We start from the raw sequence: 26,308 nt of genomic DNA on the forward strand, positions 1-26,308 counted from the left end.
CCCGGAAATCAGGTTCGCTCCGGGAGACTGTGCGGCACCACCCGGTACCTAGATTTTTGCGGTGAACGTCAGTCCAACAGTCCGAGGATCGCCGTACAGCACGGGATACGCTCCATACGACGGCAGCAGCTCGAGTTTCTTGTAGACCTTGTTGGTCAGGTTCGTCACGTAGCCCGTCACGATGTACTTCTGGTTCGGCGTCGTATAGGACACGTGCGCGTTCAGCACCGTGTAGCCACCCTGCCAGAGCTGCGGCATCGTCTGCCGCGTCGCGCTGAAGTACTCGCGGCTGCGGTAATTCACGTCGCCGCCGGCCGTCAGCGTGCCGACCGATACCGGCACGCGATAGTCGAAGCCCGCGTTGATCGTCGTATGCGGCGAACGCGCGAACGAATTGCCGACGGCGGTCGGTACATAGCGGAACTCCGTGTAGCGCGTGTTCAGCATCCCGAGGTTCGCGAACAGGTACAGACTGTTGACCGGCTGCGCCTTCAGCTCCAGCTCGAAGCCGTCCGCGCGCCCTTGGCCCGCATTCGACAGCGTCGACACCGGCGGGCCGCCGAACGGGTTCGGCGCCAGCGCGAACACCTGGATGTCGCGATAGTCGTAGTGGAACACGCTCGCGTTGACGATCAGCCGCTTGTCGAACCACTCGCTCTTGATGCCGACTTCGTAGTCGGTCAGGTACTCCGGCGACACGGTCGACACTGTGCTCTGCGTATACGCGTTGCCGTTGTAGCCGCCCGAACGGAAGCCGCGCGCATAGCGGAAATATGCGCGCACGTTGCTGCTGAGCGCATATTCGGGCGTGAGGTCCCAGGTCGGCGCCCGCCACGTGTTCGTCTGGTTCTGCCGCGCGCTGACCGCCAGCGGCGACGACACCGACGACGGATCCCACCAGCTGCCCGGATTGCTGAACGTCACGTTGCCGGCGTTCTGAAGCCCGGTCAGGTTGATGTTCTTGCGCTCGACCGTATAACGCAGCCCGCCCGTCACGTTGAAGCGGTCGGTGAACCGGTACTTCACGCTGCCGAAGATCGCCGCGCTTTGGGTGTGCTGCGTGAGGTCGGTCAAGTGGTAGAACGCGGGCGACGGCGCGCCCGGCAGGCCGCCGCCGGCACCCTGCTCGGCCAGTTGCTCGGTGAACAGGTGCGTACCGACGAGCCAGCTGAGCCGGTCGTTCTGCGGCGATTCGAGCCGGAATTCCTGCGAGAACTGGCGGCTCGACAAGCGATCGTGCGAGCGCGCGGCATCGAACGCCGAATAGTCCTCGTCGTCCTGGTACCAGCGGTGCAGCCCTTCGAACGCGGTGATCGACGTCAGCGTCACCGCCGGGTTGATGCGCCAGTGCGCGGTGAGCGACGTGCCCCAGGTCGAGATGTGATCGTTCGACGGCGCATTGAGCGATACCGTGTACGGATCGCTCGACCCGACGAAGCCGAACTGGTTCGCGCCGCCCGGCCCCGCGCCCTGCGCGTGCCACGCATTGCCGCCGCCCGTGTAGTTGCGGCCGTGGATGTTGAACAGGAAGTCCGTGTCCGAGGTCGGCACGGCCAGCACCTGGAAGCGCACCGCATTGTCGTGGAAGCCGCCGAAGCGCCCTTGCTGCACGGTGTTCGTGTAGAAGCTGTCGGCGTTCTCGTGATACACCGACACGCGCGCGGCCAGCACGTCGTTCTTGCCGATCGGCCCGCCGATCGCGGCTTCCGCGAGCCGGCTGTTGTACTGGCCGATTCCGATCTTGCCGTAACCGCTCACGTCGAAGGTCGGCTTCTGCGACGTGATGCTGAGCGCACCGCCAACGGTATTCTTGCCCCACAGCGTGCCCTGCGGGCCGCGCAGCACTTCGATGCGATCGAGGTCGAAAAGCGGGAAGCCCTGCCCGAACACACTGTTGATGTAGACGTCGTCGAAATACACGCCGATCGGGCTCAGCGACAAGTCCGACGGATCGTTGCTGCCGACGCCGCGCAGGAACCAGCGCGGCCGCTCGCGGCCTTCGGTCGACTGGCCGGTGAAGTTCGGCACGTATTTCGTGACGTCGTTCACCACGCGCAACTCGTTGTTCCTGATCGTGTCGCCGCTCAGCGCGCTCACCGCGACCGGTACGTCCTGGATGCTCTCCTTGCGCCGGCGCGCGGTCACCGTCACCGTGCCGAGATTCGTTTCGCGTGCGGCCGCGCGGCGGGTCGCGCGGGCTGCCGTCGGTGCCGCCGCGGCTGCATCGTCCGCGCCCTGTTGCGCCGGCTTCGCGTCCGGTGCCGCCGCCACCGCGCCATCTTCCGCCCATGCGGGCAACGATACGGCCCCGCCCGTCAGCAGTCCCCCCAGCGCGGTGACGATTAGTTTTTTCCTGAACATCGATGAGTCATCCTGTTTGATCGGTTGAACGCACGTGCGTGCACGACGCACGGGTGACCTATTGCAATTCGGATGCCAGCATCGAGAGGCCCGTCGGACGTGGCTTCCGGCATGGGTGTGGTGCAGGTGTTGCTGCATGCGCATCTGTGACGGGAAGCAAACTGCTTGTCACGCAACACCGCGCGGATTCCGCAACACCCGATCCGATGGTCGTCAGTACAGCTATTCAGTCACCGGATGCGATGCCTCGCACCGCCCCGTTGCGACGCGCAACGCGAACGCAACCAGCACGACGACGGGCAGCCAGCACAGAAACATGCCCGGCAACCCGACGACCGGCACGAGCGCGCTGCCGGCCAGCGGGCCGCAGAACGCGCCCGTCATCGACGCGAGGTTGTAGAGGCTCGACACCTGGCTCTTGTCGGCCGGGTGACGGCCGAGACGCTGCATGTTGACGAGATGCAGCAGCGACGACCCGGCGCACAGCGCGGCGAGTCCCGCACCGACGATCCATGCGTCATGCGCAAGACCCAGCGCGAGCAACCCGGCCACGCCACCGGCAAGACTGAGCGCGTGGCAACGGCGCGCCGTCATCCGCTGCGCGACATGCCCGAGCCCGAACAGCGCGATCACCGCGACAACGCCCTGCAGCGTCAGCAGCGCGACGGCTTTCGTCTGCGACAGCCCGAGCGACTGGATCGCCAGCACCACCGTATACGCGCCGGCGAGCGAACGTGTCGCGCTGTTTACGGCTTCCAGCATGAGCTGCTCGCGCACGTCGTGACTCCATGCGAGCGCCAGCAATGCGCGCAGGCCACCGGGTTCAGGTTGCTCACCGCGTGCCGCAGGCTCCGCGCCACAGAGCAGCGTCCGGCTGAACAGCGCCATGCCCGCGAAGCTCGCCGATGCCGCGCAGAACGTCGCGACCGCGCCATGCGCGCCGATCAGCCAGCTCGCGAGCCACGGCCCGACCATGCCGGTACCGACCGACATCGCCGCGCGGTACCAACCGGCGCGCGCGAGTCCGATCTGCGCGAGACGCGCGAGGAACACGCCGCTGATCGACACGATCCGGAACGGGATGCACAGCCCGATCAACACTTGCGTGAGCGCGATCAGCGGCCATGCGCCGGTAAACGGCACGACGAGATTGAGCAGCATCGGGCCCATGCTCGCGACGAAGTACACGCGCCGCGCGCCGTAGCGCGCGACGAGCAGCCCGGCCGGCAGCGTCATCAACGCGATACCGAGCGGCTCCATCGCCGCGATGATGCCGAGCCGCGCGCTGTCGACGCCGAGCGCGAGCGCGTACAGCGTCGTCGCGAGCTGCGCCATGCTGATCGTCGTGCCGCTCGCGAGCGCCAGCAGCATGAAGCCGCCGGTGAAACGCTCGCGCCGCCATGCATCGGCGACGCGTGCCGGCGCGCTCACCGCGCAGCGTCGCGAGACAGCGTCGCGATGCCGTCGAGCGCGCGCCGGTCGACCCACGCACGCACGTCGAAGTCGGCCGGCAGAAATCGCCATTCCACGAGGAAGCGCTTGAAATCGTCGAGCGCGGCAATCGATGCTTCGTCGAGGTCCGTGCGCAGCCGCCGATGCACATCCGCGCCGTACGCGAGCCGCAGCCAGTCATGGCCCGATCCCGTCTCGCGGCCGAGATAGCCGAGCACTTCCTGCTCGTGCTCGCGCGCCCAGCTTTCGACATCGGTCACGCGCGCGAGGAAGCGGCTGACGATGTCGGGATGGCGTTCGAGCGTCGACGCATTGACGGTCAGCGGCCGCGGCGACCCGTTGTTGATGCGGATCTGCGGATCGGGATGAAAGCCGATGTCGACGACCGGCTGCGCGCCGATCAGGTGCGCGGTTTCGAGCCCGAGCGAACCCTTCACGTAGATCGCGTCGACCTCGCCGCGCACGAGCGCAGCCGCTTCGGCCGCATAGAGCCGGCGGCTCGACAGGCTCGCGGGATGGCTGAATACCGCGTCGCGCGTCGCCGGTATCGACACCGGTGCGCGCAGGGTCGACGCGGGCACGTCGATCCATTCGACGTCGGCGGGGCCGAGCCCGTCGAGCGACAGCGCGCTGACGAAGCCGCGCAGCGCGGCCGCACGGAAGATGTCGATGCGCTCGCCGTCGCGGCGCGGCAGGCCGATGCGGCGCCCGCGCAGGTCCTTCGGCCGCCTCAGGCCGCTTTCCGGCAGCGCGACGATCGCCTGCGCCTCGTCGACCCAGGTCAGTGCGACCACGCGTGTATCGGCGCCGGCCGCGCGCGCCCACAGCGCGGGAATGCTGCCGCCCTGCCGGAATGCGTTGTCGAGCGAATGATCGATGTGCGCGTGATGCAGCGCCGCGTGCTGGCTCTCCTGCAGCGCACGCACGGTGATGCCGTCGCCGGCGAATTCGCTGTCGAGCCAGCCAAGATGCGCGGCAATGCCGAGCGGCGTCGGCACCGGACAGCGCGTGTACCAGATCGACTGGACGTTACGGGAAGCCGTGATGCTCATGGATGCGTTCGTAAAGGAAGTCGTGAACCGCGCGTCAGCCGCGCGGCGCGGTGAGCACCGACAGCCGCGTGATGCCCGCATGCTCGATCGCGGCCATCAGCTTCGCGACCGTGCCGTACGGCACGTGCTCGTCGGCCTGCAGGTCGAGCGCGACATCGGGCCGGCCGGCCTTCAGCGCAGCCAGCTCGGCCGGCACCGCAGCCAGTGCGACCGCACGCTTGTCGAGATACACGACGCCCTTGCCGTCGACGCTCACGGTCACGTTCGGCTTGCGATCGGCCGGCGCCGTGGCGACGGTGTTCGGCAGATTCACGTGCACCGCGTTGTTGAGCAGCGGCGCCGTGACGATGAATGCGACGAGCAGCACGAGCATCACGTCGACGAGCGGCGTGATGTTGATTTCGCTGAGCACGTCGTCGTTGTCGGAGGAAGAGGAGAAAGCCATTACGCGAATGCCTCCTGACGGGTGTCGTCGGCACGACGTACCGGTGCGAGCGCGGCGGCTGCGACCGGCACGCGGAAGCCGGCTTTCTGCGCGAGCGTGACGAAATCGGTGGCGAACGCATCGAGATCGGCCGACGCGGCCTTCACGCGACGCACGAAGAAGTTGTACGCGAGCACGGCCGGCACGGCGACCGCGATGCCGATCCCGGTCGCGACGAGCGCCTCGCCGATCGGTCCGGCCACGACGTCGATGCTCGCCGACGCACTGTGCGTGATCGCGGTCAGCGCGTGGATGATGCCGAACACGGTGCCGAACAGGCCGACGAACGGCGCGGTGCTGCCGATCGACGCGAGCACCGCCAGCCCCGCCTCCTCGCGCCGGCGCGCGTTGTGGATCTGCTGCCGGAGATGACGTTCGAGCAGGTCGTGGCGGCTCCAGCTGTGTTCGAGGTCGTGCGCGCTGCTCTCGTCGGCGCGCCGCAGCGCGTCGAAGCCCGTCGCGGCGAGTTCGCCCACCGGGCTGTTCGCGCCGTCGAGCGCGGCGGCCTCGTGAAAGCTGTTCGCCGCCCAGAACGCGCTGACGTAACGCCGGTTGCGCGCGCTCGCCCGCAGGCTCTGGATCGCCTTCACGACGATCAGCGTCCACGTGACGACGGAGAAGAGGACGAGCAGCCAGAGCGCGCCCTGGACGATGAAGGTGGTCGGGATACCATTCATGATGTGAGTTCCTTGAAGAATGTGGCGGGCCACCCGGCGGGTCAGCCCAGCTTGAAATCGATCGGCACGTTGACCCAGCCGTCGACTGCTTCGTCGCCGCGCTTCGCGGGCACGAACGTCCAGCGCTTCACCGCGGCCACCGCCGCGTTGTCGAGCATGCGGCGGCCGCTGCTCGTGCGGACCTCGACGGAATCCGGCGTGCCGTTCGCGAGCACGCGCACGCGCAGCACGACGCGCCCTTCCCAGCCCTGGTCCTGCGCGAACGCCGGATAGTCGGGCGCCGGGTTGCGCAGGTAGGCGGCGTCGCCGATCGGTGCGGTTTCACGCACGGGTGCGGCTTGCGCGGCCGGTGCGGCTGGCGCCGCGATGGCCGGTGTCGCCGTCGCGGGGGCCGCCTCGCGCGTTGTTTGCGGCGCGGCGGTCAGTGCAGGCGCCGCATGCGCGACGGCCGCACGCGGCTTCGGCGGGGTCGGCGCCTGCTTCAGCGGCTTCGGCGGCACCACCGGTGGCGGCTGATGCACGGCCTGCGGCAACGGTTCGGGCGGACGCGTCAGTTCGACCGTCATCGGCAGCGGCCGCGGCGGCTGCAGCGGCGGCGCGGCAGGTGCGCGCGCGGCCAGCAGCGCGACACCCGCATGCAGTGCCGTGACGGCGAGCGCAATCCCACCCGTGACGCGCCACGCGCCCGGCTTCGCCGCTCGCGCATCCGGCCGTGCCGAAGGCGAAGCGGACGGCGGACGCACCACCTCCGCCTCCCTGCCCGTACCCGCGCGCGGCGCAGTACGCGCCGCGTGTCGGCGTGCCGGCGGCAAGCCGTATTCGATCGTCAGACCTGTCATGCTCGACTCCTTGCAATGACGCGCCGCGGCGCGCTACGCGACCCACGCATGCCGTTGCCGATCGATGCGCGTGAACGGCGCCGGGTCGATCCAGGCGCGCGCATCGAAATCCTGTTCGAGAAAGCCCCACTCGACCAGGAAGTCCTTGAACGCGACCAGCCCGTCGATGGACGTCTGCGCGAGCCCCGTCTCCAGATGGCGGTGCACATCGGCACCGTACGCATAGCGCACCCACTCGTCGGATGCGCGCGTCTCGCGGCCGATATAGGCGACCGTCTCCGCCGGATGGCGCGCGGCCCAGTCGCCCGCCCCCACCACCACCGACAGAAAGCGGCTCACGAGATCGGGACGCGCGTCGATCAGCGCACGATCGACGGTCAGCGTGCGCGGCGTGCCGTTGCCGATCCGCACGAGCGGATCGGGGTGCGCGCCGAGATCGATGACGACCTGCGCGTCGATCAGATGCACGGTTTCGAGCCCTTCGACACCTTTCACGAACACCGCGTCGACCTCGCCGCGCACGAGCGCCGCGACCTCGAGCCCGTACTCGTGCGGGCCGCGCATGAACGAAGCTGGCCCGGTGCGCCGTTCGCGTTCGTCCGGCAGGTCGACCCATTCGGCGTCGCCGTGCCCGAGCCCTTCCAGTTCGAGCGCACTCAGGAAGCCTTTCAGCGCGGCCGCCCGCCAGAAGTCGATGCTGATCGGATGGCGCGGCAGCCCGAGCCGCCGGCCGCGCAGATCGCGCACAGAGCGGATGCCGCGATCGGGCAGCGTGACGATCGCCTGGAATTCGTTGGTCCACGACAGGCCGATCACGCGCGTATCGGCGCCGCGAGCCCGCGCCCACAGCGCGGGAATGTTGCCGCCCTGCCGGAACGAGTGCGGCAGGCTGTGATCGAAATGCGATTCGCGCTTGCCGGCGTCGGCCGTCTCCTGCAGCGAATGCAGCGCGATGCCGTCAGGCCCGAACTCCTCGTCGAACCAGCCGCGGTGCACGGCGATGCCGAGCGCGGTCGGCACCGGGCAGCGCGTGTACCAGAGTGCGTCGCAGGCCGTGACCTGCGCAGCGAGTGTCGTCATGGTGAATATCCTTGTCGATGTCGTTGGATGGCGCGGGAATGCCGTCGCGTTCATGCGCCGGCCACGCGCAGCGCCGCCTGCGTACCGCGCGCGTTCAGCGCGCCGTCGACGAGCGGCAGCACTTCCTCGCCCACGCGGTACGCCTCCTCGAGATGTGGGTTGCTCGCGAGAATGAACGTCGAGACGCCGATGTCGACGTATTCCGCGAGCCGCTCGGCCACCTGCTCGTGGCTGCCGACGATCACGCAACCGGGGCCGCCGCGGATCTGCGACATCCCGGCCCAAAGGTTCGGGCCGACGATCAGGTCGTCGAAGTGCTGCGTGTTGCCCTGGTGCAGCGCGAACTGGCGTTTCGCGCCGACCGACTCCGACGATTCGCCGCGCCCGCCGAAGCCGTTGCGGGTCACGTCGCCCACCGTCGCGAACATCTGCCGCAACTCGGCCCACGCCTGCGCCTCGGTCTCGCGCGCCAGGATGTCGATGCGCATGCCGAAGCGCAGGTCACGCTCGGCGTTCTGCCGATCGAGCGCGCGACGCGCCGCATCGATCACCTCCTTCTGTTTTGCGAGCGGCTCGCCCCAGCTCAGATGCACGTCGCCGTGCTTCGCTGCGACCGCGAGCGCAGCGTCGCTCGCGCCGGCCAGGTAGATGCGCGGCGGCTTCTGGCCGCTCAGCGGCGGCAGCAGGCCACCGGCTTCGACGCGGTAGAAGCGGCCGTCGAACGTGAACGGCTCGCCGGCCGCGACGCCCTTCACGACATCGAGGAATTCGTCGGTGCGCGCATAGCGGCTGTCGTGATCGATGAAGTCGCCGTATGCACGCTGGTCGGGGCCGCCGCCGCCCGTGACGACGTTCCACTCGACGCGGCCGCGGCTGATCCGCTGCAGGCTCGCGGCCATCTGCGCCGCGTAGACCGGATGCACGAAATGCGGCTGCAGCGCGATCAGGAGCCGCAGCCGACGCGTCTCGCGCGCCAGCGCGGCCGCCACGACCCACGGCTCCTCGGTGAAGCGGAAGATCGGAATCAGCGCGCCGTGGAAGCCGGCGATATCGGCCGCGCGCGCGACCTGCGACAGATAGTCGATGTAGCCGAAATCGTCATCGTCGACTTTCGGCGCGACACGCGATGCGCGCTGGCGGTTCCATTCGCCACGCGTATGCAGGTCGTGTGCGCGCCGGCCGTCGCCATGCATCGGCAGGCGCCACAGAAATTCAACAGCCATCGGAGTTCTCCTGGTCGGGCCATTCGGATTGCGTGCGGCATCGGCGTGCCGCGCGTGTGCTGCGCTGTAAAGCACGCGGTGTGCCAACGCGCGCTCAAGAGCACGTGCGTGGCCGCCGGCGAACCTGCGCAGTGCCTTGCACACCGGGCATCTGCGGCAATCGGATCGCACCCGCTCGCGATTGCCCAGGCCGTCACGACGCGCACGTATCGCACTGCTGCACCGACCACACCGCTGCTGCGCGCGCAACAGTGGCCGACGCGACTGTTGCTGGCGCAACAGGCCTTGCATCGGCGCAAGCACCGCGCCTCCCGCGCGATGCCCGCGTCGCGTGCGGCCGCGTCGCTTCCGTTCACTGGCCCGGAACTTGCTACGTTGACCGGCCCGCGCGTGCGACACCGACACCGTGCGCAACCGCGCTTCAACCATGCTCAAGCAGAGAGGGAATCTCACCCATGACAGACAGGCCCGATTCGTCATCGGACAAGCAGCAGACGTTCTGGTACGCCCGATCGCCCGTGCCGACCCCGCTCGGCATCGCCGTGCATCTCGGCTGGCTCAACGGCGAGACGTCGGCCGACGGCGTCGCGATCCGCTCGCCGCGCGGCGCCACACGGCACGACGTGTCGTCGATCAGCGATCAAACGCTCGCGCAGTCGTTTCGCCAGGGCGGCAGCATCCCCGCGATGTGGGCACGCTCGAACGGCGCGAATACGCGCGTGATCGGGCTGTCGTGGGTCGACGAATCGCAGTTGATCCTCGCACGGCCCGAGTCGGGCATCCGCTCCTTGAAGGCGCTGCGCGGGCGCCGCATCGCGATCCCGAGCCGCCCCGACGACCGCATCGACATCTTTCGTGCGTCGGCACTGCGCGGCTTCGTCAATGCGCTGAGCCTCGACGGGCTGGCCATACGCGACGTCGAACTCGTCGACGTGCGCGCCCGCACGCTGCAGGCCGTCGGGCCGGCACACGCGGCGGACCTGTTCGCGTCACCGCACGGCTTTTCGAGCCGCGCGCTGTACGCGGCCGAAGCCGGCGCGCTGCTGCGCGGCGAGGTCGACGCGATCTACGTGAAGGGCTCGACCGGCCTCGAGATCGCACAGCTGATCGGCGCGCACGTCGTGATCGACATCGGCTTTCATCCGGAGCGCGCGATCCGCAACAACAACGGCACGCCCCGCCCACTGACCGTCAACGCGGACGTGCTCGCGAATCATCCGGACATCGTCGCCGGTTTCCTGAAGCTCGTGGTCGCAGCCGGCGACTGGGCCGGCACGCATCCCGACGAGACCGCGCATTACGTTGCCGGCGAAACCGCGTCGTCGATCGACTGGGTCCGCGCCGCGTACGGCAACCAGCTGCACCGGCATCTCGGGGTCAACCTCGACGACGAATCAGTCGCCGCGCTCGACGACTTCAAGACCTTTCTGCACGACCACGGCTTTCTGGAAGCCGACTTCGACGTCGCCGACTGGATCGACCCGCGCCCCCTCGCCGACGTGCTGCGGCCATCGCTGCAGAAGCGTGCGTGAGTCCCCTTTTCCGCCTACCGTTCCGGACCATCATGAAACACACGCTCTCCCTCGCGTCGCTGCGCCGCCCGCTGCGCGCATTGTTCGCCGCGCTGCCGTTCGCCGCGGCATCGCTCGCCGCACCGGCCGCGCATGCGGACGATGCGCCCAAGGTCGTGCGGATCGCCGTCGTCGCCTATTCGAGCGGCGGCAAGACGCAATACGCGGGTGCGTCGGCACTGATCGACGCCGACAAGTCGCTCGAGAAGGCGCTCGCCGCGCGGCACGTGAAGCTGCAATGGGTGCCTGTATCGACCGCGGCGGTCGGCACGCTCGTGAACGAGGCATTCACGAACGGCAGCATCGATTTCGCCGGCTACGGCGACCTGCCGTCGGTCGTCGTCAACGCATCGGGCACCCGCACGCGCCTGATCGTCCCGGGCGGTGTCGGCAGCAACACGTATCTCGTCGTGCCGGCCGGCTCGACCGCGAAGTCGATCGTCGATCTGAAAGGCAAGCGCATCGCGCTCAATCGCGGCCGACCGTGGGAAGTCACGTTCAGCAAGCTGCTCGCCCAGAACGGGCTGAAGCTGTCCGACTTCAAGATCTACAACCTCGACCCGCAGGCCGGTGCGGCAGCCGTCGCGGCCGGCCGCGTCGACGGCTTCTTCACGCTGTCCGACGCGTATTCGCTCGTCGACAAGAACGTCGGCAAGATCATCTGGTCGACCAAGACCGCGCCCGACGACTGGAAGATGCGCGCGGAACTGTGGGCGTCCGACGATTTCGTGCGGCGCTACCCCGACGTCACGCAGCTCGTCGCGACGACCTACGTGCGCGCCGCGCACTGGATCTCGCAACCGCAGAACCGCGACGCGTACGTGAAGATCCTGAGCGCGTCCGGCCAGCCGGAAAGCGTCGTGCGCCGCGAATACGCGGATGAGGCGACACCCTGGAAGGAGCAATGGACGCCGCTCTTCACGCCCGCGCTGACCGGCCACTACCGCGACGTCGTCGCGTACAGCCGCCAGGCCGGCCTGACGTCCACGCCGGTCGACGTCAACACGCTGCTCGCGCCGACGTTCGTGTCGACCGCGCTCAAGCAGCTCGGGCTCGACGGCTACTGGCGCACCGACGCGGCGCGCGTCGCGAGCCGCTGATGCCGACGCATGCCCTCGCGTCGAACGGCGCACGCGCGCTCCGCCTGCCCGGACTCGCTCGGCTCGGCGGAATCGCGCTGTGGTGGGCCACGCCCGTCGCGTTCGTCGCGCTATGGTGGCTCGCGAGCGCGCAGCGCTGGTTCCCGCCGCAGCTCGTCGTGCCGCCGGATCGGCTCGCGGCAACGCTGCGCACGCTGCTCGACACCGGCGAACTGCGCGACAACCTGCTGATCACGCTGCATCGCCTCGCGCTCGGCTTTGCGATCGGTGCGACCAGCGGTGCCGCGTTCGGCATCCTGCTCGCGCGCAGCCGGCTGTTCGCCGATTACCTGCGGCCGACGTTCGACCTGCTGCGGCAGGTGCCGACGCTCACGCTGATTCCGCTGCTGATCCTGCTGATCGGCGTCGACGAACCGCTGAAGCTCGTCGTCGTCGCCAAGGCCGTATTTTTTCCGGTCGCGCTGGCCGCGTACACGGGCGTGCACGACGCGCCGCGCGATCTCGTCGAGATGGCGCGCCACTACGGGCTGGGCCGCTTCGCCCTGCTGCGCGACGTGCTGCTGCCGGCCGCGTTGCCGCCCCTGCTGACTGGCGTGCGGATCGCGCTCGCGCGCGCCTGGCTCGCGCTCGTCGCGGTCGAGCTGCTCAGCGCCGACAGCGGGATCGGCCAGATGATGGAACTGGCGCGGCAGATGCTGCGCCTCGACGTCGTGCTGATCGACGTCGCGGTGATCGGGCTGATCGGCTTCGCGATCGACCGGTCGATCGCGCTCGTGCAACGCTACGCATTGCGCTGGCAGACGCCCGCGCGTTGAACGAACAGGTTTCCGAATGACCCTCGCCAAGCCCCCCTTCTCGTTCGCCGCGATGCGCCGCCGTGCGCGTGGCCTCGTCGTGCCGGCCGTGCTGGTCGCCGCATGGCAATACGCGTCGTCCGGCGACGCGGCCCATCAATACGCGTTCGTGCCGTTGCAGCAGGTTGGCGCCGCGCTCGTCGAACTCGCACGCAGCGGCGAACTCGCAACCGATCTCGGCGCGAGCCTGCGGCGCACGACGCTCGGCCTGGCGGCCGGCATCGTGTTCGGGCTCGTGTTCGGCGCGGCGATGGCGCGCTCGACGCTCGCGCGCAAGCTCGGCGAGCCGGCGTTCCAGGCGCTGCGCTACGTGCCGCTGCTGGGGCTGATTCCGCTGCTGAGCTTGTGGGCCGGCACCGGAGAATTCGCGAAGGTGTTCATCATCGCGCTCGCCGCGTTCTACCCGATGACCACCGCCAGCTTCGACGGGCTGCGCCGCGTCGATCCGCGCTATGTCGAACTCGCGCAGTCGTATCGCCTGACGCGCGCCGGCCTGTGGCGCGACGTGCTGATCCCGGGCGCGCTGCCCGACCTGTTCGCGGGCGTGCTGCAGGCCGTGCCGTTTGCGTGGATCACGGCAACCAGCAGCGAGCTGCTGTTCAACGCGGGCGCGGGTGTCGGCAGCCTGATGCAGAACGCGCAGGCCGGCGCGCGTGCCGACGTGTTGATGGTCTGCGTGCTGGGCGTGACGGCGCTCGCCGTCGGCATGAGTGCGCTATGCGAGCGGATCGCACAGCGCGCGCTGCGCTGGCGCGATCACGCCTGACGGCGCAGCCGCGCGTCGGCGTCGCCCGCGTCGCGCGGCTTCAGGATGCCGAGCTGCGCGAGCCGCGCGCGCACGATGTTGCGCGACTGGTCGAGCAGGCGCGACATGCGCAGCTGGTTGTGGTCGCTGTAGTCGAACACGCTGCGGTAGACGGTGTCCTCGATGTGCTGCCACAGCGCCGGCGTGCCGAGATCCAGCAGCTCGATCACCGCGTGGCGCAGCGCATCGGTGGCCTCGGCCACGTCGCGCGCACGGCGCGGCGGTGCCGCCGCCGTGATGCGCGGGTCGCCGGCATCGGGCGCGAGTGACAGCGCGGAAAACTGCAGGTCGCTCACGTCGATCGCGCCGCCCGCGCAGATCAGCACCGCGTGGTGGATCACGTTCTCGAGTTCGCGGATGTTGCCGGGCCATGCATGCGCATGCAACCGGGCGCGCGCGGCGTCCGTCAGCGTCGGCGCGGCCACGCGCAGCCGCTTCGCATAGGTGTCGATGAAGTGCTCGATCAGTGGCGCGATGTCGCCGGGCCGCTCGCGCAGCGGCAACAGGCTCAGCTTGACGACGTTGAGCCGGTAGTACAGATCCTCGCGGAAATTGCCCGCGCGCACCGCGGCTTCGAGATTCACGTTGGTCGCCGCGACGAGCCGCACGTCGATCTTCACGGTCTTGCGCGAGCCAACCGGCGTCACTTCGCGCTCCTGCAGCACGCGCAGCAGCTTCACCTGCGCGGATAGCGGCAGATCGCCCACCTCGTCGAGAAACAGCGTGCCGCGATTCGCCGATTCGAACCAGCCGGGCTGGCTGTTGATCGCGCCGGTAAACGCACCGCGCTCATGGCCGAACAGTTCGCTCTCGATCAGCGTCTCGGAGAACGCGCCGCAGTTGACCGCGACGAACGGGCCGTCATGGCGCTCGCTCAGCGAATGCACGAGGCGCGCGATCAGCTCCTTGCCGGTGCCGCTCTCGCCGGTGACGAGCACGGTCGCGTCGCTTGGCGCGACCAGCTGGATGCGCTCGAGCAGCACCCGCGATTTGGGATCGTCAAACGTCAGCGCCTTCGCACGAATCGTGATCGCGTGCGAAGTCGGGTCCGGCAAGCTGAAGATGGCCATGGCACGACAGGCGGGTTGAACGGGGAAGATTCGACGATAGCAAGGCGCGCGCCGGCCACGAACCAATTCATCGAGCTATCGGTATGACGGCGGCCGGATTGCGCCGGCCGCCGCATGGGGTCACGCGAGCCCGGTCATCTTCCATTGCTGCTCGAGCGCGCCCGGGCCGAATTCGAGCGAGCCGCCGAGCGGTTCCGCGAGCGCCTGGAAATACGCGGCTTCCTCGAGGATCAGGATGTACTTCGACACATCGAGGATCGATTTGCCCCAGAACGTCGCGCCGCCATTCGCTTCGATGATCGCCGGTACCTCGCGGTCACGGCGGATCGTGTCGACGATGAAGCGCGGCTCGCCGGGACGACGATCGACATACACCGGAATCTCGCGGGCGCGTGTGTAGCGCGCGGCCGGCGCATAGCGGATCGGCAGCGGGCGATGCGCGCTCGCCCAGGCGCCGAGGTACGGGCCGTGCACGTGGATCACGACGCCGACTTCCGGCACCTCGCGGAACACGTCCGCATAGCGCGGCCCGTTGCCGCCCGCGCGCGCGTCGCCGTGCAGCACGTCGCCGTCGAACGTCACGACGACCGGCTGGATCTCCCGCGACGAGGCCCACGGGCTCGGCGCCGACAGCGCGACAATGAGTTCCGTGCCCGGCACGCGCTGGAACGCCTGGAACGTGTTGGTCGCGGACAGCGTGCGCGTGTCCTTCAGCACGCGTTCGGCCTGCGTGAATTCGCGCGTGGCGCGCTCGACGAATGCCACGAGTTCGCCGCTGTCGATGGTTGAGGTGACGGACATGAGGACGGTTTCCTTGATCGGGTGAACGGATGGGCTCGCATCGCGATGTCGTAACGCCGCGACGCACGGCCACCGGATCAGCAGCAATCGTGCCAGCCAGGCATGCATGTGTCGAAGGCCCGCGCCACGGTGCGCGTGCGCCACGCACGATGCGCGCCGTCAGAACCACGCGTGCGCCTCTGTTGCGGGAGCAACAGCCTGCCGGCCCGGATTGCTGCCCGACACGCAGCCGCTGAAAGCGTGCGCGGCACGCCGTACGACACGGCGGCCCGTCTTGCCTCGCGCCACGCGCCCAACGGCTGCGCTGGTTCGAAACTTGCGTTGTGGTCGGCCCGCGCCGCGCAACGTGCAGCGCGTCCGATCCGAACTCTCCGACCTCCATCCGACCATGACGCTCCTCCCCCTGCGCGGATACGCCGCGCGCACGCTGCTGGCTTCGGCGCTCGCCGTCTCGTCCCTCCTCTCGCATGCGGCTTCACCGGGCCGCGTTCCTGCACCCGATCCATTGCAGGGCGACGGTCGCGTGTCCGCGTTCTACACGTGGGACCGCGACATTCCGGCGACGCCCGGCGTGCTGCTGCGCACCGAGCCGCTTCCAGCGACGCTCGGGCTCGCGAGCGCCGGGCGCCAGCTGCGCATCCTCTATGCATCGACCGACGGCGTCGGCGGCCGCACGCCGATCGCCGTGTCGGGTGCGCTGTTCGTGCCGCGCGGCACGCCGCCGGCGGGCGGCTGGCCGATCGTCGCGTGGGCGCACGGCACGTTCGGGATGGCCGACATCTGCGCGCCTTCGTGGTACGGCCGCTCGTATCGCGACGTGCGCTACCTGAACGCATGGCTTCAACAAGGGTTCGCGGTCGTCGCGACCGACTATCAGGGGCTCGGCACGCCCGGCCCGAATCCGCAGCTCAACAACCGCTCGAACAGCTACACGCTGCTCGACAGCGTGCGCGCGGTGCTCGGCGGGGTGCCGGGCCTCGCGAACCAGGTCGTGCTCGTCGGCCAGTCGCAGGGCGGCTCGGCCGTGTTCGCGGCGGCCGGCTACGCGAGCGCCTACGCGCCCGAACTCGCGATCCGCGCGACCGTTGCCACCGGCACGATCTACAACGCGTCTCCCGCCACGCTCGCGTCGCTGCCGAAGTTCGAGAGCGCGTACCGGCGCGATCCCGATCGCGTCGATCCGACGCTCGCGTACCAGTTCTACTCGGTGCTGTCCGCGCAGCAGATCGATCCGTCGCTGCGCGCGGACGAGGTGCTGACCGACCAGGCATTGCCGATTCTCGAACAGTCGCGCATCAGTTGCCTCGCATCGCTCGAGGACGACGCCGCGCTCGCGCACCTCACGCACGCGAACACCGTGAAGCCCGGCGGCGATGCACGGCTGAAGGCGTGGTGGGACGAATACCTCACGTATCCGACGCTGAAGATCGCCACGCCCGTCTTCATCGGTGCGGGCGCGGACGACGGGCTCGCGCCGCTCGAACTCGCGCTCGCGAAGGACGCGTGCGCGGCGGGCACGACGGTCGAGGCGCACCTGTATGCGGGCCGCGAACACAACGGCACCGTGAACGCGTCGCTCGCCGATTCGATTCCGTTCGTGAAGCGCGTGCTCGCAGGCGAGACGATCCGCCCGATCTGCACGCCCTCCGCGCAGCAAGCCGTGTCGCAATAGCCGGCGCCACACGCTTTGCACGACGGCGCGAATGCATTTCCGAATCCGTTATTGGATCGCGGCGCCGTGCATTTTTATACTCGTCAGCACTCTCTTCTAAAGAGTGCCAGCCAATCTCGACAGAACAGCACAGGACGAACCAATGAGCCTACGCCCCTTGCACGACCGCGTGATCGTGAAGCGACTCGACCAGGAAACCACCACCGCATCGGGCATCGTGATCCCCGACAGCGCCGCGGAAAAGCCCGACCAGGGTGAAGTGATCGCCGTCGGCCCCGGCCGCAAGGATGCGGACGGCCAGCGCATCGTGCCCGACCTGCAGGTCGGCGAGCGCGTGCTGTTCGGCAAGTACGCGGGCCAGGCCGTCAAGGTGGACGGCAACGAGTTTCTCGTACTGCGCGAAGAAGACATCGTCGCCGTCGTCAATCAATAACGGAGCGCAATCATGGCAGCGAAGGAAATCATTTTCAGCGACGTCGCACGGGCCAAGCTGACGGAAGGCGTGAACATTCTCGCGAACGCGGTGAAGGTCACGCTCGGGCCGAAAGGCCGCAACGTCGTGCTCGAACGCAGCTTCGGCGCCCCTGTCGTCACGAAGGACGGCGTGTCGGTCGCGAAGGAAATCGAGCTCGCGGACAAGCTGCAGAACATCGGTGCGCAGCTCGTGAAGGAAGTCGCGTCTCGCACGAGCGACGCGGCCGGCGACGGCACCACGACGGCCACCGTCCTCGCGCAGGCGATCGTCCGCGAAGGCCAGAAATACGTCGCGGCCGGGCTCAATCCACTCGACCTGAAGCGCGGCATCGACAAGGCCGTCTCGGCGGCCGTCGACGAGCTGAAGAAGATCAGCCGGCCGACCACCACGAGCAAGGAAATCGCGCAGGTCGCGACGATCTCCGCGAACGGCGAGGAATCGATCGGCCAGCGCATCGCCGAGGCGATCGACCGCGTCGGCAAGGAAGGCGTGATCACCGTCGAGGACGGCAAGTCGCTTGCCGACGAACTCGACGTCGTCGAAGGGCTGCAGTTCGATCGCGGCTACCTGTCGCCGTATTTCATCAACAACGCCGACAAGCAGATCGCCGAGATCGAGAACCCGTACATCCTGCTGCACGACAAGAAGATCTCGAACATCCGCGACCTGCTGCCGGTGCTCGAACAGGTCGCAAAGTCGGGCCGGCCGCTGCTGATCATCGCGGAAGATGTCGAAGGCGAAGCGCTCGCGACGCTGGTCGTGAACAACATCCGCGGAATCCTGAAGACGGTGGCCGTGAAGGCGCCGGGCTTCGGCGATCGCCGCAAGGCGCTGCTCGAGGACATCGCGATCCTCACCGGCGGGCAGGTGATTGCCGAGGAAACGGGCCTCACGCTCGAGAAGGCGACGCTCGCCGAACTCGGCCAGGCAAAGCGCATCGAGGTCGGCAAGGAAAACACGACCGTGATCGACGGCGCGGGCGATGCGAAGAACATCGAGGCGCGCGTGAAGCAGATCCGCGTGCAGATCGAGGAAGCAACCTCCGACTACGACCGTGAAAAGCTGCAGGAACGCGTGGCCAAGCTCGCGGGCGGTGTCGCGGTGATCAAGGTCGGCGGCGCCACCGAGATCGAAGTGAAGGAGAAGAAGGACCGCGTCGACGACGCGCTGCACGCGACGCGCGCGGCCGTCGAGGAAGGCATCGTGCCGGGCGGCGGTGTCGCGCTGATCCGCGTGCGGCAGGCGATCCGCGAGTTGCAGGGCGTGAATGCAGACCAGAACGCGGGCATCAAGATCGTGCTGCGTGCACTCGAGGAACCGCTGCGCCAGATCGTCACGAACGCGGGCGAGGAAGCGAGCGTCGTCGTCGCGAAGGTGGCCGAAGGCTCGGGCAACTTCGGGTACAACGCGCAGACCGGCGAATACGGCGACCTCGTCGAATCGGGCGTGCTCGATCCGACCAAGGTCACGCGCACCGCGCTGCAGAACGCGGCGTCGGTCGCGGGGCTGTTGCTGACGACCGATGCGACCGTGTTCGAAGCGCCGAAGGACGCGGCGCCGGCGGCGGCTCCCGGCGGCCCGGGTGCGGGTGGGCCCGGCTTCGACTTCTGACCGGCGCGCGCGCATTGCCCGTTCGGCGGCAGTGCGCGGCGCAACGCTCCGGTTTCATGCGCAACGCGTGGCGACCCAGTTCGCCACGCGTTGTTTTTCATCTCCGCCAGATCCGCAATCCCAATCCAGAAAGCGCACCATCGTTCAATCCCCGTCGTGCCCGATCTAATGGTGGGCCGGCCTGACGGCGAAAGCCGGTGCCGCGCGAAGGAAGTGCCGCCTTCGTCGTTGCCCGCGCGTCTCGTCTGCCACCGCCTATCCGTCGACCCGGCAGGACAGCCTGCCGCGGTGGTTCTTCGCCGGCTGGCTGAGCGATGCGGACATCGCCGCGATCCGCTTCGGCGACGAAGGCCAGGAACGGACGCTGATGCAGGTCGACGCGCACTGCGCCTTCCGCACGCGATCGAGCATTTGCAGGCGCGCGTGACCGAATATCTGCGCCTTTGACGGCGCACGACCCGCCCGGCGATTCACCTGTGCCGATCGCATGTCGTCCATCGACGGATGCGGACAACATGCATCGCGTTCAGCCGTCCTCCACGAACCCAACAGAAAGCCGCCTGCGACACGTCACGAATGACGCCCGCAAGCGGCTCGACCTTCAGATCCGGACACCGTCAACGGCGCGTCGACAGCCTCCGGACGACACGCACCAACGCATCGACCTCGTCGCACGTGTTGTAGAACGCGAGCGACGGCCGCACCGTGGCCTCGAGCCCGAAGCGCCGCAGGATCGGCTGCGCGCAGTGATGCCCGGAGCGCACCGCGATGCCCTCCTCGTTCAGCGCCTGCCCGACCTCCTCGGTTTCATAGCCCTTCAGCACGAACGACAGCACGCTCGCCTTGTCGCGCGCGGTGCCCACGAGCCGCACGCCCGGTACCGGCGCGAGCACGCTCGTCGCGTACGCGAGCAGGTCGTGCTCGTAGCGCGCGATGTTCTCGATGCCGACACGGCTCACGTAGTCGAGCGCCGCGCCGAGCCCCACCGCATCCGCGATGTTGCCGGTGCCGGCCTCGAAGCGGTTCGGCGGCGGCTGGAACACCGTGCGCTCGAACGTCACGTCCGCGATCATGTTGCCGCCGCCCTGCCACGGCGGCATGTCGTCGAGGATCGCGCGCTTGCCGTATACGACGCCGATCCCGGTCGGCCCGTAGATCTTGTGCCCGGAAAACACGAAGAAATCCGCATCGAGCGCCTGCACGTCCACGCGCATGTGCGAGATCGACTGCGCGCCGTCGACGAGCGCCTTCGCGCCCGCGCGATGCGCGAGCTCGACGATTTCCTTCACGGGCACGACCGTGCCGAGTGCGTTCGACACCTGCGTGACGGCCACGATCTTCGTGCGGTCGTTGAGCAGCTTCCGGTATTCGTCGAGCAGCACCTGCCCCGAATCGTCGACCGGAATCACGCGCAGCTTCGCGCCTTTCTGCGCGGCGAGCTGCTGCCACGGCACGATGTTCGCGTGATGCTCGAGATGCGACACGACGATCTCGTCGCCTTCGCCGACATGCTGCACGCCCCACGTCTTCGCGATCAGGTTGATCGCCTCGGTCGTGCCGCGCACGAACACGATCTCGTCCGGCGACGATGCACCGATAAAGCGGCGCACGGTCTCCCGCGCATGCTCGTACGCATCGGTCGCGCGGCCCGCGAGCGCATGCGCGGCGCGGTGGATGTTCGAGTTCTCGTGCGCGTAGAAATACGCAACGCGATCGATCACGGCCTGCGGCTTGTGCGTCGTCGCCGCGTTGTCGAACCATACGAGCGGCTTGCCGTTCACGCGCTCCTGCAGGATCGGGAAGTCGCGGCGAATCGCGTTGACGTCGAACGGCGGGTGCGCGCCGCGATGCAACTGGCTCGACGGTTCGATGGCATGCGCATCGTCGATGAAATAACGCCGGACGTCCGCGCCCGATGCACGCGAGACCGGCAGGTCGAGCTGCACGGCGAGCAGTTCGCGCAATTCGTCGTCGCCCGGCAGCCCGAACGCTTCTGGCGAAGCCAGCCCATTCGACGGCACGACGATGTCCTCGGGCGTCGCCTGCCAGCCTTGCCGCACGCCGTCGGTGAAGTAGTACGGCGATGCGGCCTTCGCGCTTTCCTCCGCCGCGACCGCGTTCGCCTGCGGCACGCCGAGCGCCGCGCCGCCGACGCGAGGCTCCAGCGCCGGCGCGATCGACACGGCGTTGTCGGGCAGCCCGTTCTGTGCGGCCGCATGCGGCGTGAGCGCCGGCACGCGATTGCCGAGCGACAGCACGTGCGTCGGTGCGGACGGCGCGAGATTCGCACCCGGTGCCTTGCCTTGCGGCAGCGCGAAGCCCGGCACGCCGGTGCCCGTGCCGCCCGGCCCGGCGAGCGGCGAGCCGGCCGGCGCGGGATTGCTCACCGACGCGAGAATCGGCGCTGCGGCCGGCAACGCCGACGGTACGCCGCCGACCGCGCCACTGCCGGCCGACAGGCCCGGCGCGGGCGCCTGCCCGGGCGGCGTCGCGAAGAACTCGGACGCGAGCCGTGCGAGCGCCGCCGGGTCCGGCAAACCGGCAGGCAGCGGCGCGTGCGGCCGCGCCGGAGCGTCGCCGCCGATCGCGCCGGGATTAACGGTAGGTGTCGGGATAGTCATGGTACTTGGCGATTTCGACGTCATCGAGGACAGCCAGCGCATCCGGCGAGTGGACCGCGAGCGAGCAGTACAGCGAAATCAGGTACGACGCGATCGCCTGGTCGTTGATCCCCATGAAGCGAACCGACAGGCCCGGCCCCTGCTCGCCCGCGACGCCCGGCTGGTAGAGCCCGACGACGCCCTGGCGCTTGTCGCCGACGCGCAGCAGCAGGATCTTCGTCTTGCCGTCCGCGACGGGCACCTTGTCCGACGGGATCAGCGGAATGCCGCGCCATGTGAGGAACTGCGAGCCGAACAGGCTGACCGTCGGCGGCGGCACGCCGCGCCGCGTGCATTCGCGGCCGAACGCGGCGATCGCGAGCGGGTGCGCGAGGAAGAACGCCGGCTCCTTCCACACCTTCGTCAGCAGTTCGTCGAGATCGTCGGGCGTCGGCGCGCCGGTCAGGGGGAAGATCCGCTGTTCGTCGGTCACGTTCGCGAGCAGCCCGTAGTCCGGGTTGTTGATCAGCTGGCCTTCCTGCAGCTCCTTGATCGTCTCGATCGTCAGGCGCAGCTGTTCCTTGATCTGGTCATGAGGGCTGCTGTAGAGATCGGAGATCCGCGTATGCACGTCGAGCACCGTGCTCACCGCGTTGAGGAAATATTCGCGCGGCTGTTCCTCGTACGGCACGAAGGTTCGGGGCAGCACGCGCTCGTCCTCGAGCTGCGTGCACGCGGCGCGCACGGCCTCCGGGTTCTTCACCTGGTTCAGCCGATAGATGCCGGCCTCGACCGGCACCCACTGCAGCAGGTGCGTCAGCCAGCGCGGCGTAATCGTGGAAAGCTGCGGGACGGTCTTGGTAGCGTTCGCTAGTTGGCGGGCGGCGTGATCGCTCAGCGCGGCCGTGCCGCTTGCAACGGTCGACATGTGTGGCTCCGGATTCTTAAGATGAAAAACGGGATTGCTTATGACGCGGGATGATTATCGGAAGCACGCACCTGCCGGCTCAACATGCTATAGCCGTCATATGGCACCACCGAACGGGAAAAGCACCGCGATGCGTCAGGCGGCGTACACGCCGCGCAGCAGCGTCGCGATCGACACGTCGAACGCGCGCGCGATCTTGTCGGCGGTGACGATCGACGCGATCGCCTCGCCGCGCTCGATCTCGCCGACGTACGAGCGGTTCAGCCCCGCGTGTTCCGCGAGCTGCTCCTGCGACCACGTGCGGGATTCGCGGAGCTTGCGCACGTTGGCGCCGAAGTGCTGGATCAGGTCGCTCATGGCGTCACCTGCGCGGCCGGCCGAGCCGGTTCGGTCCGCGCGGGCGGGACGGCGTTCGCCTCGCTGCGCAGCACGGCCTGCGTGACGTTCGCGCCGGCCGGCACGTCCTGCGTCAGCCACACGTTGCCGCCGATCACAGCGCCGCGGCCGATCGTCACGCGGCCGAGGATCGTTGCGCCCGCATAGATCACGACGTCGTCCTCGACGATCGGATGGCGCGCGAGCCCCTTCTCCAGATGCCCTGCCGCGTCGCGCGGGAAGCGCTTCGCGCCGAGCGTGACGGCCTGGTACACGCGCACGCGCTCGCCGATGATCGCGGTTTCGCCGATCACGACGCCCGTGCCGTGGTCGATGAAGAAGCCGCCGCCCACGCGCGCGCCCGGATGAATGTCGATACCGGTTTCGGCGTGCGCCTGCTCGGCAATGATGCGCGCGAGCAGCGGCAGCCCGAGCCGGTACAGCTCGTGCGCGAGCCGGTGGTGAATCATCGCGAGGATGCCGGGATAGCACAGCAGCACTTCGTCGACGCTGCCGGCCGCCGGATCGCCGTGAAATGCGGCCAGCACGTCACTGTCGAGCAGCCGGCGAATATCCGGCAAGCGTGCGGCGAACGCCTGCACGGCCGCGGACGCGGCCTCGTCGATTTGCGCGTCGGCATTGCGTTGCCGCGCCGCGTAGCGCAACTCCAGCGTCACCTGCGCGAGCAACGCGTTCAGCGCCGCGTCGAGTGCATGGGCCACATAGAAGTTCTCGCTCTCCTGTCGCAGGTCGGGCGGCCCGAGCCGCATCGGGAACAGCACGCCCTTCAGCGCTCCGATGATCTGTGCGAGCGCTTCGCGCGCGGGCAGGTCGCGCCCGCCCGGTTCGAGCGAGCGCCGCTGTTTCTCGCGCCACGCGCGGCGCACGGTCTGGAGCGACTGAACGATGTCGTCGATTTCGAATGCGGCCATGCTGACTTCTCCCCGTAACGGCCGTGATTCAGTCCTGCGTCCACGGCAGGCCGCGATGGCGCCAGCCGTTGCGGTCGCCGCGATGCTGCTGTTCGTCGAGGTCGCCCTCGAACCCTTCGAGCACGTTGAACACCTGCGTGAAGCCCGCTTTGGTGGCAGCCTCGGCCGCTTGCGCGGACCGGTTGCCGCTGCGGCAGAGCAGCAGCACCACCGCGTCCTTGCCTGTCTTCGCTTCCAGCTCGCGCACGAAGCGCGGGTTGCGCGTCAGGCTTGTGCCGGTCGCCCATGGCACGTGCAGCGACTCCGGCACGTGGCCGACGAATTTCCGTTCCTCCGCAGTCCGCACGTCGACCAGCAACGCATGGCCAGCGGAAAACAGCGCCCATGCGGCGTCGGGCGCCACGCCCCCCGCGTAAGGCGTGCCCACCGCTGCCGCGACCGCGCGGGCGTCGTCGAGCGCCTGCCGGGCGGCCGTTCGTTCTTCCAATGCAAACGTCATCACGCTTCCTTGTTCTCGCAGATTCGTATGATCAAAAAACAACCGGGAATGCGGCCGGTGCAGCTTGCTTGCTGTCTATAGCCGTCAGCACCACTATGCGAGCGCGAACAGGGAAGCAGAACCAATAAAAATTCATTTCCTAAGCAGCGGCGTGCGTAATGCAATCGAGAAGGTGTTGGCGCCGATGTAGAAATGCCCCTAGACCGCCGCCGCTGGCCTGACCAACCTCGGAGAGAAAAGGGCGGTTTTTTGCCGGCGACGATGGCATCGATCTACGCCACTCGCCCGAAGAGATTGCATGTCAGGTCGTATTGACCGAGTTCCGGCACGCTTGCATCGGAATGGTTGACGACGTATAACGAGCGATCGATTTTCTGAGACACCGAAATGACTCATGGGAGAGCATCAGTCATGCAACCGGAACACGCTTCAGATCTCGCAACGACTCGCCACGCAAACGCGGAAGGCCGCACGCACACACCGATTCCGCCGATCGTGCCGGCAAAAACCGCACTGGTCGTGATGCACTACCAGACCGACATTCTCGGTCTCTTTCCATCGGTCGCCCCTACCCTGCTCGCCAACACGCGCAAGCTGTGCGATGCAGCCCGGGCGGGCGGCGTCCACGTGTGTTTCGCCAATCTCCGTTTCAGCCCGGGCTATCCGGAAGTCAGTCCACGCAACAAGAACGGGCAAGGGATCAAGCAGCTCGGCCTCTTCGTCGACGACGGCCCATGCCCGGAACTCGGACGGCTGGACCACGAGCCGCTGACCGTCGCGCATCGCGCGAGCGTGTTCTTCCGCACCGACCTGCAGTCACGGCTCGTCGCGCAGGGCATCGACACGCTGATCCTCGTCGGAATTGCGTCGACCGGCGTCGTGCTGTCGTCGGTTGCGCACGCAAGCGATGCGGATTTCCGGCTGTATACGGTTAAGGACTGCTGCTACGACCCGGATCAGGTCGTGCACGAGCATCTGTTCGCGACGGCGTTCGAGACGCGCACGACAGTGCTGTCGCTCGCCGACGCACTGCTGCTGCTCGCATAGACGTGCAACACCCGCGCCACGCCGGCCGGAACGCTTCCGACCGGCGCATCCCGCGCAACTTCGCGCGTTACTTCGCGATATACACGCCCGACGTCGGGCACGTCCCCTGCGTATTCCCGTCCGTCACGAGCGAGGCCGAGCTCGGAAACTGCGTGGTCGCATTCGTCTTGACCGTGATCCACGCTTCCGTGAAATAGCTGACGCCGTTGGTCTTCGTGCACTTCAGCGACACCGCGCTGCGCGTATTGCTGCCGAACGCGCCTTCGAACGCGGACAGCAGCTGGTTGCGCGTCACGGTCTTGCCCGCGTTCGCCTGCAGGAACGCGTTGAACGACGTGTTGCCGAGCCGGCTGATCATGCCGGCCGCGTCGTTCCAGTATGCGTCGGGCGATGCCGAATTCGAGCAGGTGCCATGCTTGAACCATTCGTGCTTGTCGAGGCACGACGCCACGCCCGGCATGTAGGTTGACAGCGTGTTGCGCGTCGCGGTGCTGACCGGATACGCATCCATGCTGCACCACTGGTGCGCGTTGTCGAGATCGACGTCGCTCTGCGGCACGCCGCAGTAGAACGGCTGGTTGCCGTCGTACCTGTTCGGCCACAGGCCGTGCAGCGACAGGCTCGTCGCCGCGTACGTGCCGGCGAGGTTCGTACACTCCGGCGTGTCGTGCGACGCGCAGAAGCCGGGCTCCCACGAAGCCGCGAGCAACAGGTAGTCGTAGCTGGTCTGCGCGACGGCGTGCAGCGAGGCGGATGCGACGGCGAGTGCGGCCGCGGCGCGGGCGAGCGTCTTGAGCATG

The 26,308-nt window shown here is 68.2% G+C and carries 25 protein-coding genes; 8 read left to right on the forward strand and 17 right to left on the reverse strand.

The genetic code is table 11. The features are described 5' to 3' along the window. Nucleotides 1-48 precede the first annotated feature (48 nt). The 8 genes from LGM71_RS09020 to LGM71_RS09055 all read right to left on the reverse strand — a co-directional run bounded on the left by LGM71_RS09020 (nt 49) and on the right by LGM71_RS09055 (nt 9,168). Nucleotides 49-2,361, reverse strand: a complete 2,313-nt coding sequence (locus tag LGM71_RS09020) for a TonB-dependent receptor (RefSeq protein ID WP_226114667.1) — start codon at nt 2,359-2,361, stop codon at nt 49-51. Nucleotides 2,362-2,583: 222 nt separating this feature from the next. Next, entirely contained in the window at nt 2,584-3,792 is a 1,209-nt protein-coding gene (locus tag LGM71_RS09025) for an MFS transporter (RefSeq protein ID WP_226114668.1), read from the reverse strand. Beyond that, nucleotides 3,789-4,865, reverse strand: a complete 1,077-nt coding sequence (locus LGM71_RS09030; protein WP_226114669.1) for an ABC transporter substrate-binding protein — start codon at nt 4,863-4,865, stop codon at nt 3,789-3,791. Before LGM71_RS09030 ends, LGM71_RS09025 begins: the two co-directional genes overlap by 4 nt. 34 nt (nt 4,866-4,899) lie before the next feature. Further along, nucleotides 4,900-5,310 (reverse strand): ExbD/TolR family protein, encoded by a 411-nt coding sequence (locus LGM71_RS09035; RefSeq protein WP_226114670.1) that lies wholly within the window; start codon nt 5,308-5,310, stop codon nt 4,900-4,902. Further along, nucleotides 5,310-6,026, reverse strand: a complete 717-nt coding sequence (locus LGM71_RS09040) for a MotA/TolQ/ExbB proton channel family protein (RefSeq protein ID WP_226114671.1) — start codon at nt 6,024-6,026, stop codon at nt 5,310-5,312. The genes LGM71_RS09035 and LGM71_RS09040 overlap by 1 nt, the downstream gene beginning before the upstream one ends. Before the next feature lie 41 nt (nt 6,027-6,067). Next, a complete protein-coding gene (locus LGM71_RS09045) occupies nt 6,068-6,865 on the reverse strand; it encodes an energy transducer TonB (RefSeq protein ID WP_226114672.1) in 798 nt (265 codons plus the stop codon). A gap of 33 nt (nt 6,866-6,898) precedes the next feature. Further along, entirely contained in the window at nt 6,899-7,945 is a 1,047-nt protein-coding gene (locus LGM71_RS09050) for an ABC transporter substrate-binding protein (protein WP_226114673.1), read from the reverse strand. A 50-nt stretch (nt 7,946-7,995) separates the two neighbouring features. Next, nucleotides 7,996-9,168 (reverse strand): LLM class flavin-dependent oxidoreductase, encoded by a 1,173-nt coding sequence (locus LGM71_RS09055; protein WP_124621977.1) that lies wholly within the window; start codon nt 9,166-9,168, stop codon nt 7,996-7,998. Between the two features lie 455 nt (nt 9,169-9,623). On the opposite strand from LGM71_RS09055, the gene LGM71_RS09060 reads away from it, so the two are divergent. From LGM71_RS09060 to LGM71_RS09075, 4 genes are read left to right on the forward strand one after another with little or no spacing between them, the layout of a single operon-like run. Beyond that, on the forward strand, nt 9,624-10,700 hold the full coding sequence (locus LGM71_RS09060; protein WP_226114674.1) for an ABC transporter substrate-binding protein: 1,077 nt from the start codon (nt 9,624-9,626) through the stop codon (nt 10,698-10,700). Between the two features lie 32 nt (nt 10,701-10,732). Next, nucleotides 10,733-11,839: a PhnD/SsuA/transferrin family substrate-binding protein gene (locus LGM71_RS09065; RefSeq protein WP_226114675.1), complete on the forward strand. Its 1,107-nt coding sequence runs from the start codon at nt 10,733-10,735 to the stop codon at nt 11,837-11,839. Continuing rightward, nucleotides 11,839-12,654: an ABC transporter permease gene (locus LGM71_RS09070; RefSeq protein ID WP_124621983.1), complete on the forward strand. Its 816-nt coding sequence runs from the start codon at nt 11,839-11,841 to the stop codon at nt 12,652-12,654. Before LGM71_RS09065 ends, LGM71_RS09070 begins: the two co-directional genes overlap by 1 nt. Before the next feature lie 16 nt (nt 12,655-12,670). Next, the gene (locus LGM71_RS09075; protein WP_226114676.1) at nt 12,671-13,459 is read left to right on the forward strand and encodes an ABC transporter permease; all 789 of its coding nucleotides are present in this window, start codon (nt 12,671-12,673) and stop codon (nt 13,457-13,459) included. On the opposite strand, the gene LGM71_RS09080 is transcribed toward LGM71_RS09075, so the two are convergent. Both LGM71_RS09080 and LGM71_RS09085 read right to left on the reverse strand, forming a co-directional pair. Next, nucleotides 13,450-14,568, reverse strand: a complete 1,119-nt coding sequence (locus LGM71_RS09080; protein WP_174906488.1) for a sigma-54 interaction domain-containing protein — start codon at nt 14,566-14,568, stop codon at nt 13,450-13,452. The genes LGM71_RS09075 and LGM71_RS09080 overlap by 10 nt on opposite strands. Nucleotides 14,569-14,688: 120 nt before the next feature. After that, nucleotides 14,689-15,369 carry a class II aldolase/adducin family protein gene (locus LGM71_RS09085; protein WP_124621989.1) on the reverse strand — a complete coding sequence of 227 codons (681 nt, stop codon included), beginning with the start codon at nt 15,367-15,369 and terminating at the stop codon, nt 14,689-14,691. A 388-nt stretch (nt 15,370-15,757) separates the two neighbouring features. Between LGM71_RS09085 and LGM71_RS09090 the strand changes: the two genes are divergently transcribed. The 3 genes from LGM71_RS09090 (at nt 15,758) to groL (ending at nt 19,127) form a co-directional block, all read left to right on the forward strand. After that, entirely contained in the window at nt 15,758-17,041 is a 1,284-nt protein-coding gene (locus LGM71_RS09090; protein ID WP_124621991.1) for an alpha/beta hydrolase, read from the forward strand. A gap of 142 nt (nt 17,042-17,183) precedes the next feature. Continuing rightward, on the forward strand, nt 17,184-17,474 hold the full coding sequence (locus LGM71_RS09095) for a co-chaperone GroES (RefSeq protein WP_011356207.1): 291 nt from the start codon (nt 17,184-17,186) through the stop codon (nt 17,472-17,474). Between the two features lie 12 nt (nt 17,475-17,486). Next, nucleotides 17,487-19,127, forward strand: coding sequence for a chaperonin GroEL (gene groL, locus LGM71_RS09100; protein ID WP_124621993.1), 1,641 nt, complete (start codon nt 17,487-17,489; stop codon nt 19,125-19,127). Nucleotides 19,128-19,382: 255 nt separating this feature from the next. Here groL and LGM71_RS09105 read toward each other — a convergent pair whose 3' ends face one another. The 6 genes from LGM71_RS09105 to LGM71_RS09130 form a co-directional block, all read right to left on the reverse strand. After that, on the reverse strand, nt 19,383-19,625 hold the full coding sequence (locus tag LGM71_RS09105) for a hypothetical protein (protein WP_226114677.1): 243 nt from the start codon (nt 19,623-19,625) through the stop codon (nt 19,383-19,385). Nucleotides 19,626-19,744: 119 nt separating this feature from the next. Beyond that, nucleotides 19,745-21,748, reverse strand: coding sequence for a family 2A encapsulin nanocompartment cargo protein cysteine desulfurase (locus LGM71_RS09110; RefSeq protein WP_226114678.1), 2,004 nt, complete (start codon nt 21,746-21,748; stop codon nt 19,745-19,747). Next, nucleotides 21,723-22,655, reverse strand: a complete 933-nt coding sequence (locus LGM71_RS09115; RefSeq protein WP_124901169.1) for a family 2A encapsulin nanocompartment shell protein — start codon at nt 22,653-22,655, stop codon at nt 21,723-21,725. The genes LGM71_RS09110 and LGM71_RS09115 overlap by 26 nt, the downstream gene beginning before the upstream one ends. 135 nt (nt 22,656-22,790) lie before the next feature. Further along, nucleotides 22,791-23,012, reverse strand: a complete 222-nt coding sequence (locus LGM71_RS09120; RefSeq protein ID WP_124622001.1) for a helix-turn-helix domain-containing protein — start codon at nt 23,010-23,012, stop codon at nt 22,791-22,793. After that, nucleotides 23,009-23,962 carry a serine O-acetyltransferase EpsC gene (epsC, locus tag LGM71_RS09125; protein ID WP_174906494.1) on the reverse strand — a complete coding sequence of 318 codons (954 nt, stop codon included), beginning with the start codon at nt 23,960-23,962 and terminating at the stop codon, nt 23,009-23,011. Before epsC ends, LGM71_RS09120 begins: the two co-directional genes overlap by 4 nt. A 28-nt stretch (nt 23,963-23,990) precedes the next feature. Next, nucleotides 23,991-24,461 carry a rhodanese-like domain-containing protein gene (locus tag LGM71_RS09130; protein WP_226114679.1) on the reverse strand — a complete coding sequence of 157 codons (471 nt, stop codon included), beginning with the start codon at nt 24,459-24,461 and terminating at the stop codon, nt 23,991-23,993. A gap of 411 nt (nt 24,462-24,872) precedes the next feature. Here LGM71_RS09130 and LGM71_RS09135 point away from each other — a divergent pair, with 411 nt between their 5' ends. Then, nucleotides 24,873-25,508 carry an isochorismatase family cysteine hydrolase gene (locus LGM71_RS09135; protein WP_059600169.1) on the forward strand — a complete coding sequence of 212 codons (636 nt, stop codon included), beginning with the start codon at nt 24,873-24,875 and terminating at the stop codon, nt 25,506-25,508. Between the two features lie 67 nt (nt 25,509-25,575). Here the strand turns inward: LGM71_RS09135 and LGM71_RS09140 are convergent, their stop codons facing one another. Then, nucleotides 25,576-26,307: a ribonuclease T2 gene (locus tag LGM71_RS09140; RefSeq protein WP_226114680.1), complete on the reverse strand. Its 732-nt coding sequence runs from the start codon at nt 26,305-26,307 to the stop codon at nt 25,576-25,578. Nucleotide 26,308 lies beyond the last annotated feature (1 nt).

The organism is Burkholderia sp. AU33545, assembly GCF_020419685.1.
GTDB classification, from domain to species: Bacteria; Pseudomonadota; Gammaproteobacteria; order Burkholderiales; family Burkholderiaceae; genus Burkholderia; species Burkholderia diffusa.

Bases quoted from the DNA above. Each gene is read 5' to 3' on its own strand.
- LGM71_RS09020 (WP_226114667.1), bottom strand. From the start codon at position 2,361: ATGTTCAGGAAAAAACTAATCGTCACCGCGCTGGGGGGACTGCTGACG.
- LGM71_RS09030 (WP_226114669.1), bottom strand. From the start codon at position 4,865: ATGAGCATCACGGCTTCCCGTAACGTCCAGTCGATCTGGTACACGCGC.
- LGM71_RS09035 (WP_226114670.1), bottom strand. From the start codon at position 5,310: ATGGCTTTCTCCTCTTCCTCCGACAACGACGACGTGCTCAGCGAAATC.
- LGM71_RS09040 (WP_226114671.1), bottom strand. From the start codon at position 6,026: ATGAATGGTATCCCGACCACCTTCATCGTCCAGGGCGCGCTCTGGCTG.
- LGM71_RS09045 (WP_226114672.1), bottom strand. From the start codon at position 6,865: ATGACAGGTCTGACGATCGAATACGGCTTGCCGCCGGCACGCCGACAC.
- LGM71_RS09050 (WP_226114673.1), bottom strand. From the start codon at position 7,945: ATGACGACACTCGCTGCGCAGGTCACGGCCTGCGACGCACTCTGGTAC.
- LGM71_RS09055 (WP_124621977.1), bottom strand. From the start codon at position 9,168: ATGGCTGTTGAATTTCTGTGGCGCCTGCCGATGCATGGCGACGGCCGG.
- LGM71_RS09060 (WP_226114674.1), top strand. From the start codon at position 9,624: ATGACAGACAGGCCCGATTCGTCATCGGACAAGCAGCAGACGTTCTGG.
- LGM71_RS09065 (WP_226114675.1), top strand. From the start codon at position 10,733: ATGAAACACACGCTCTCCCTCGCGTCGCTGCGCCGCCCGCTGCGCGCA.
- LGM71_RS09070 (WP_124621983.1), top strand. From the start codon at position 11,839: ATGCCGACGCATGCCCTCGCGTCGAACGGCGCACGCGCGCTCCGCCTG.
- LGM71_RS09075 (WP_226114676.1), top strand. From the start codon at position 12,671: ATGACCCTCGCCAAGCCCCCCTTCTCGTTCGCCGCGATGCGCCGCCGT.
- LGM71_RS09080 (WP_174906488.1), bottom strand. From the start codon at position 14,568: ATGGCCATCTTCAGCTTGCCGGACCCGACTTCGCACGCGATCACGATT.
- LGM71_RS09085 (WP_124621989.1), bottom strand. From the start codon at position 15,369: ATGTCCGTCACCTCAACCATCGACAGCGGCGAACTCGTGGCATTCGTC.
- LGM71_RS09090 (WP_124621991.1), top strand. From the start codon at position 15,758: ATGACGCTCCTCCCCCTGCGCGGATACGCCGCGCGCACGCTGCTGGCT.
- LGM71_RS09095 (WP_011356207.1), top strand. From the start codon at position 17,184: ATGAGCCTACGCCCCTTGCACGACCGCGTGATCGTGAAGCGACTCGAC.
- groL (WP_124621993.1), top strand. From the start codon at position 17,487: ATGGCAGCGAAGGAAATCATTTTCAGCGACGTCGCACGGGCCAAGCTG.
- LGM71_RS09105 (WP_226114677.1), bottom strand. From the start codon at position 19,625: ATGGACGACATGCGATCGGCACAGGTGAATCGCCGGGCGGGTCGTGCG.
- LGM71_RS09110 (WP_226114678.1), bottom strand. From the start codon at position 21,748: ATGACTATCCCGACACCTACCGTTAATCCCGGCGCGATCGGCGGCGAC.
- LGM71_RS09115 (WP_124901169.1), bottom strand. From the start codon at position 22,655: ATGTCGACCGTTGCAAGCGGCACGGCCGCGCTGAGCGATCACGCCGCC.
- LGM71_RS09120 (WP_124622001.1), bottom strand. From the start codon at position 23,012: ATGAGCGACCTGATCCAGCACTTCGGCGCCAACGTGCGCAAGCTCCGC.
- epsC (WP_174906494.1), bottom strand. From the start codon at position 23,962: ATGGCCGCATTCGAAATCGACGACATCGTTCAGTCGCTCCAGACCGTG.
- LGM71_RS09130 (WP_226114679.1), bottom strand. From the start codon at position 24,461: ATGACGTTTGCATTGGAAGAACGAACGGCCGCCCGGCAGGCGCTCGAC.
- LGM71_RS09135 (WP_059600169.1), top strand. From the start codon at position 24,873: ATGCAACCGGAACACGCTTCAGATCTCGCAACGACTCGCCACGCAAAC.
- LGM71_RS09140 (WP_226114680.1), bottom strand. From the start codon at position 26,307: ATGCTCAAGACGCTCGCCCGCGCCGCGGCCGCACTCGCCGTCGCATCC.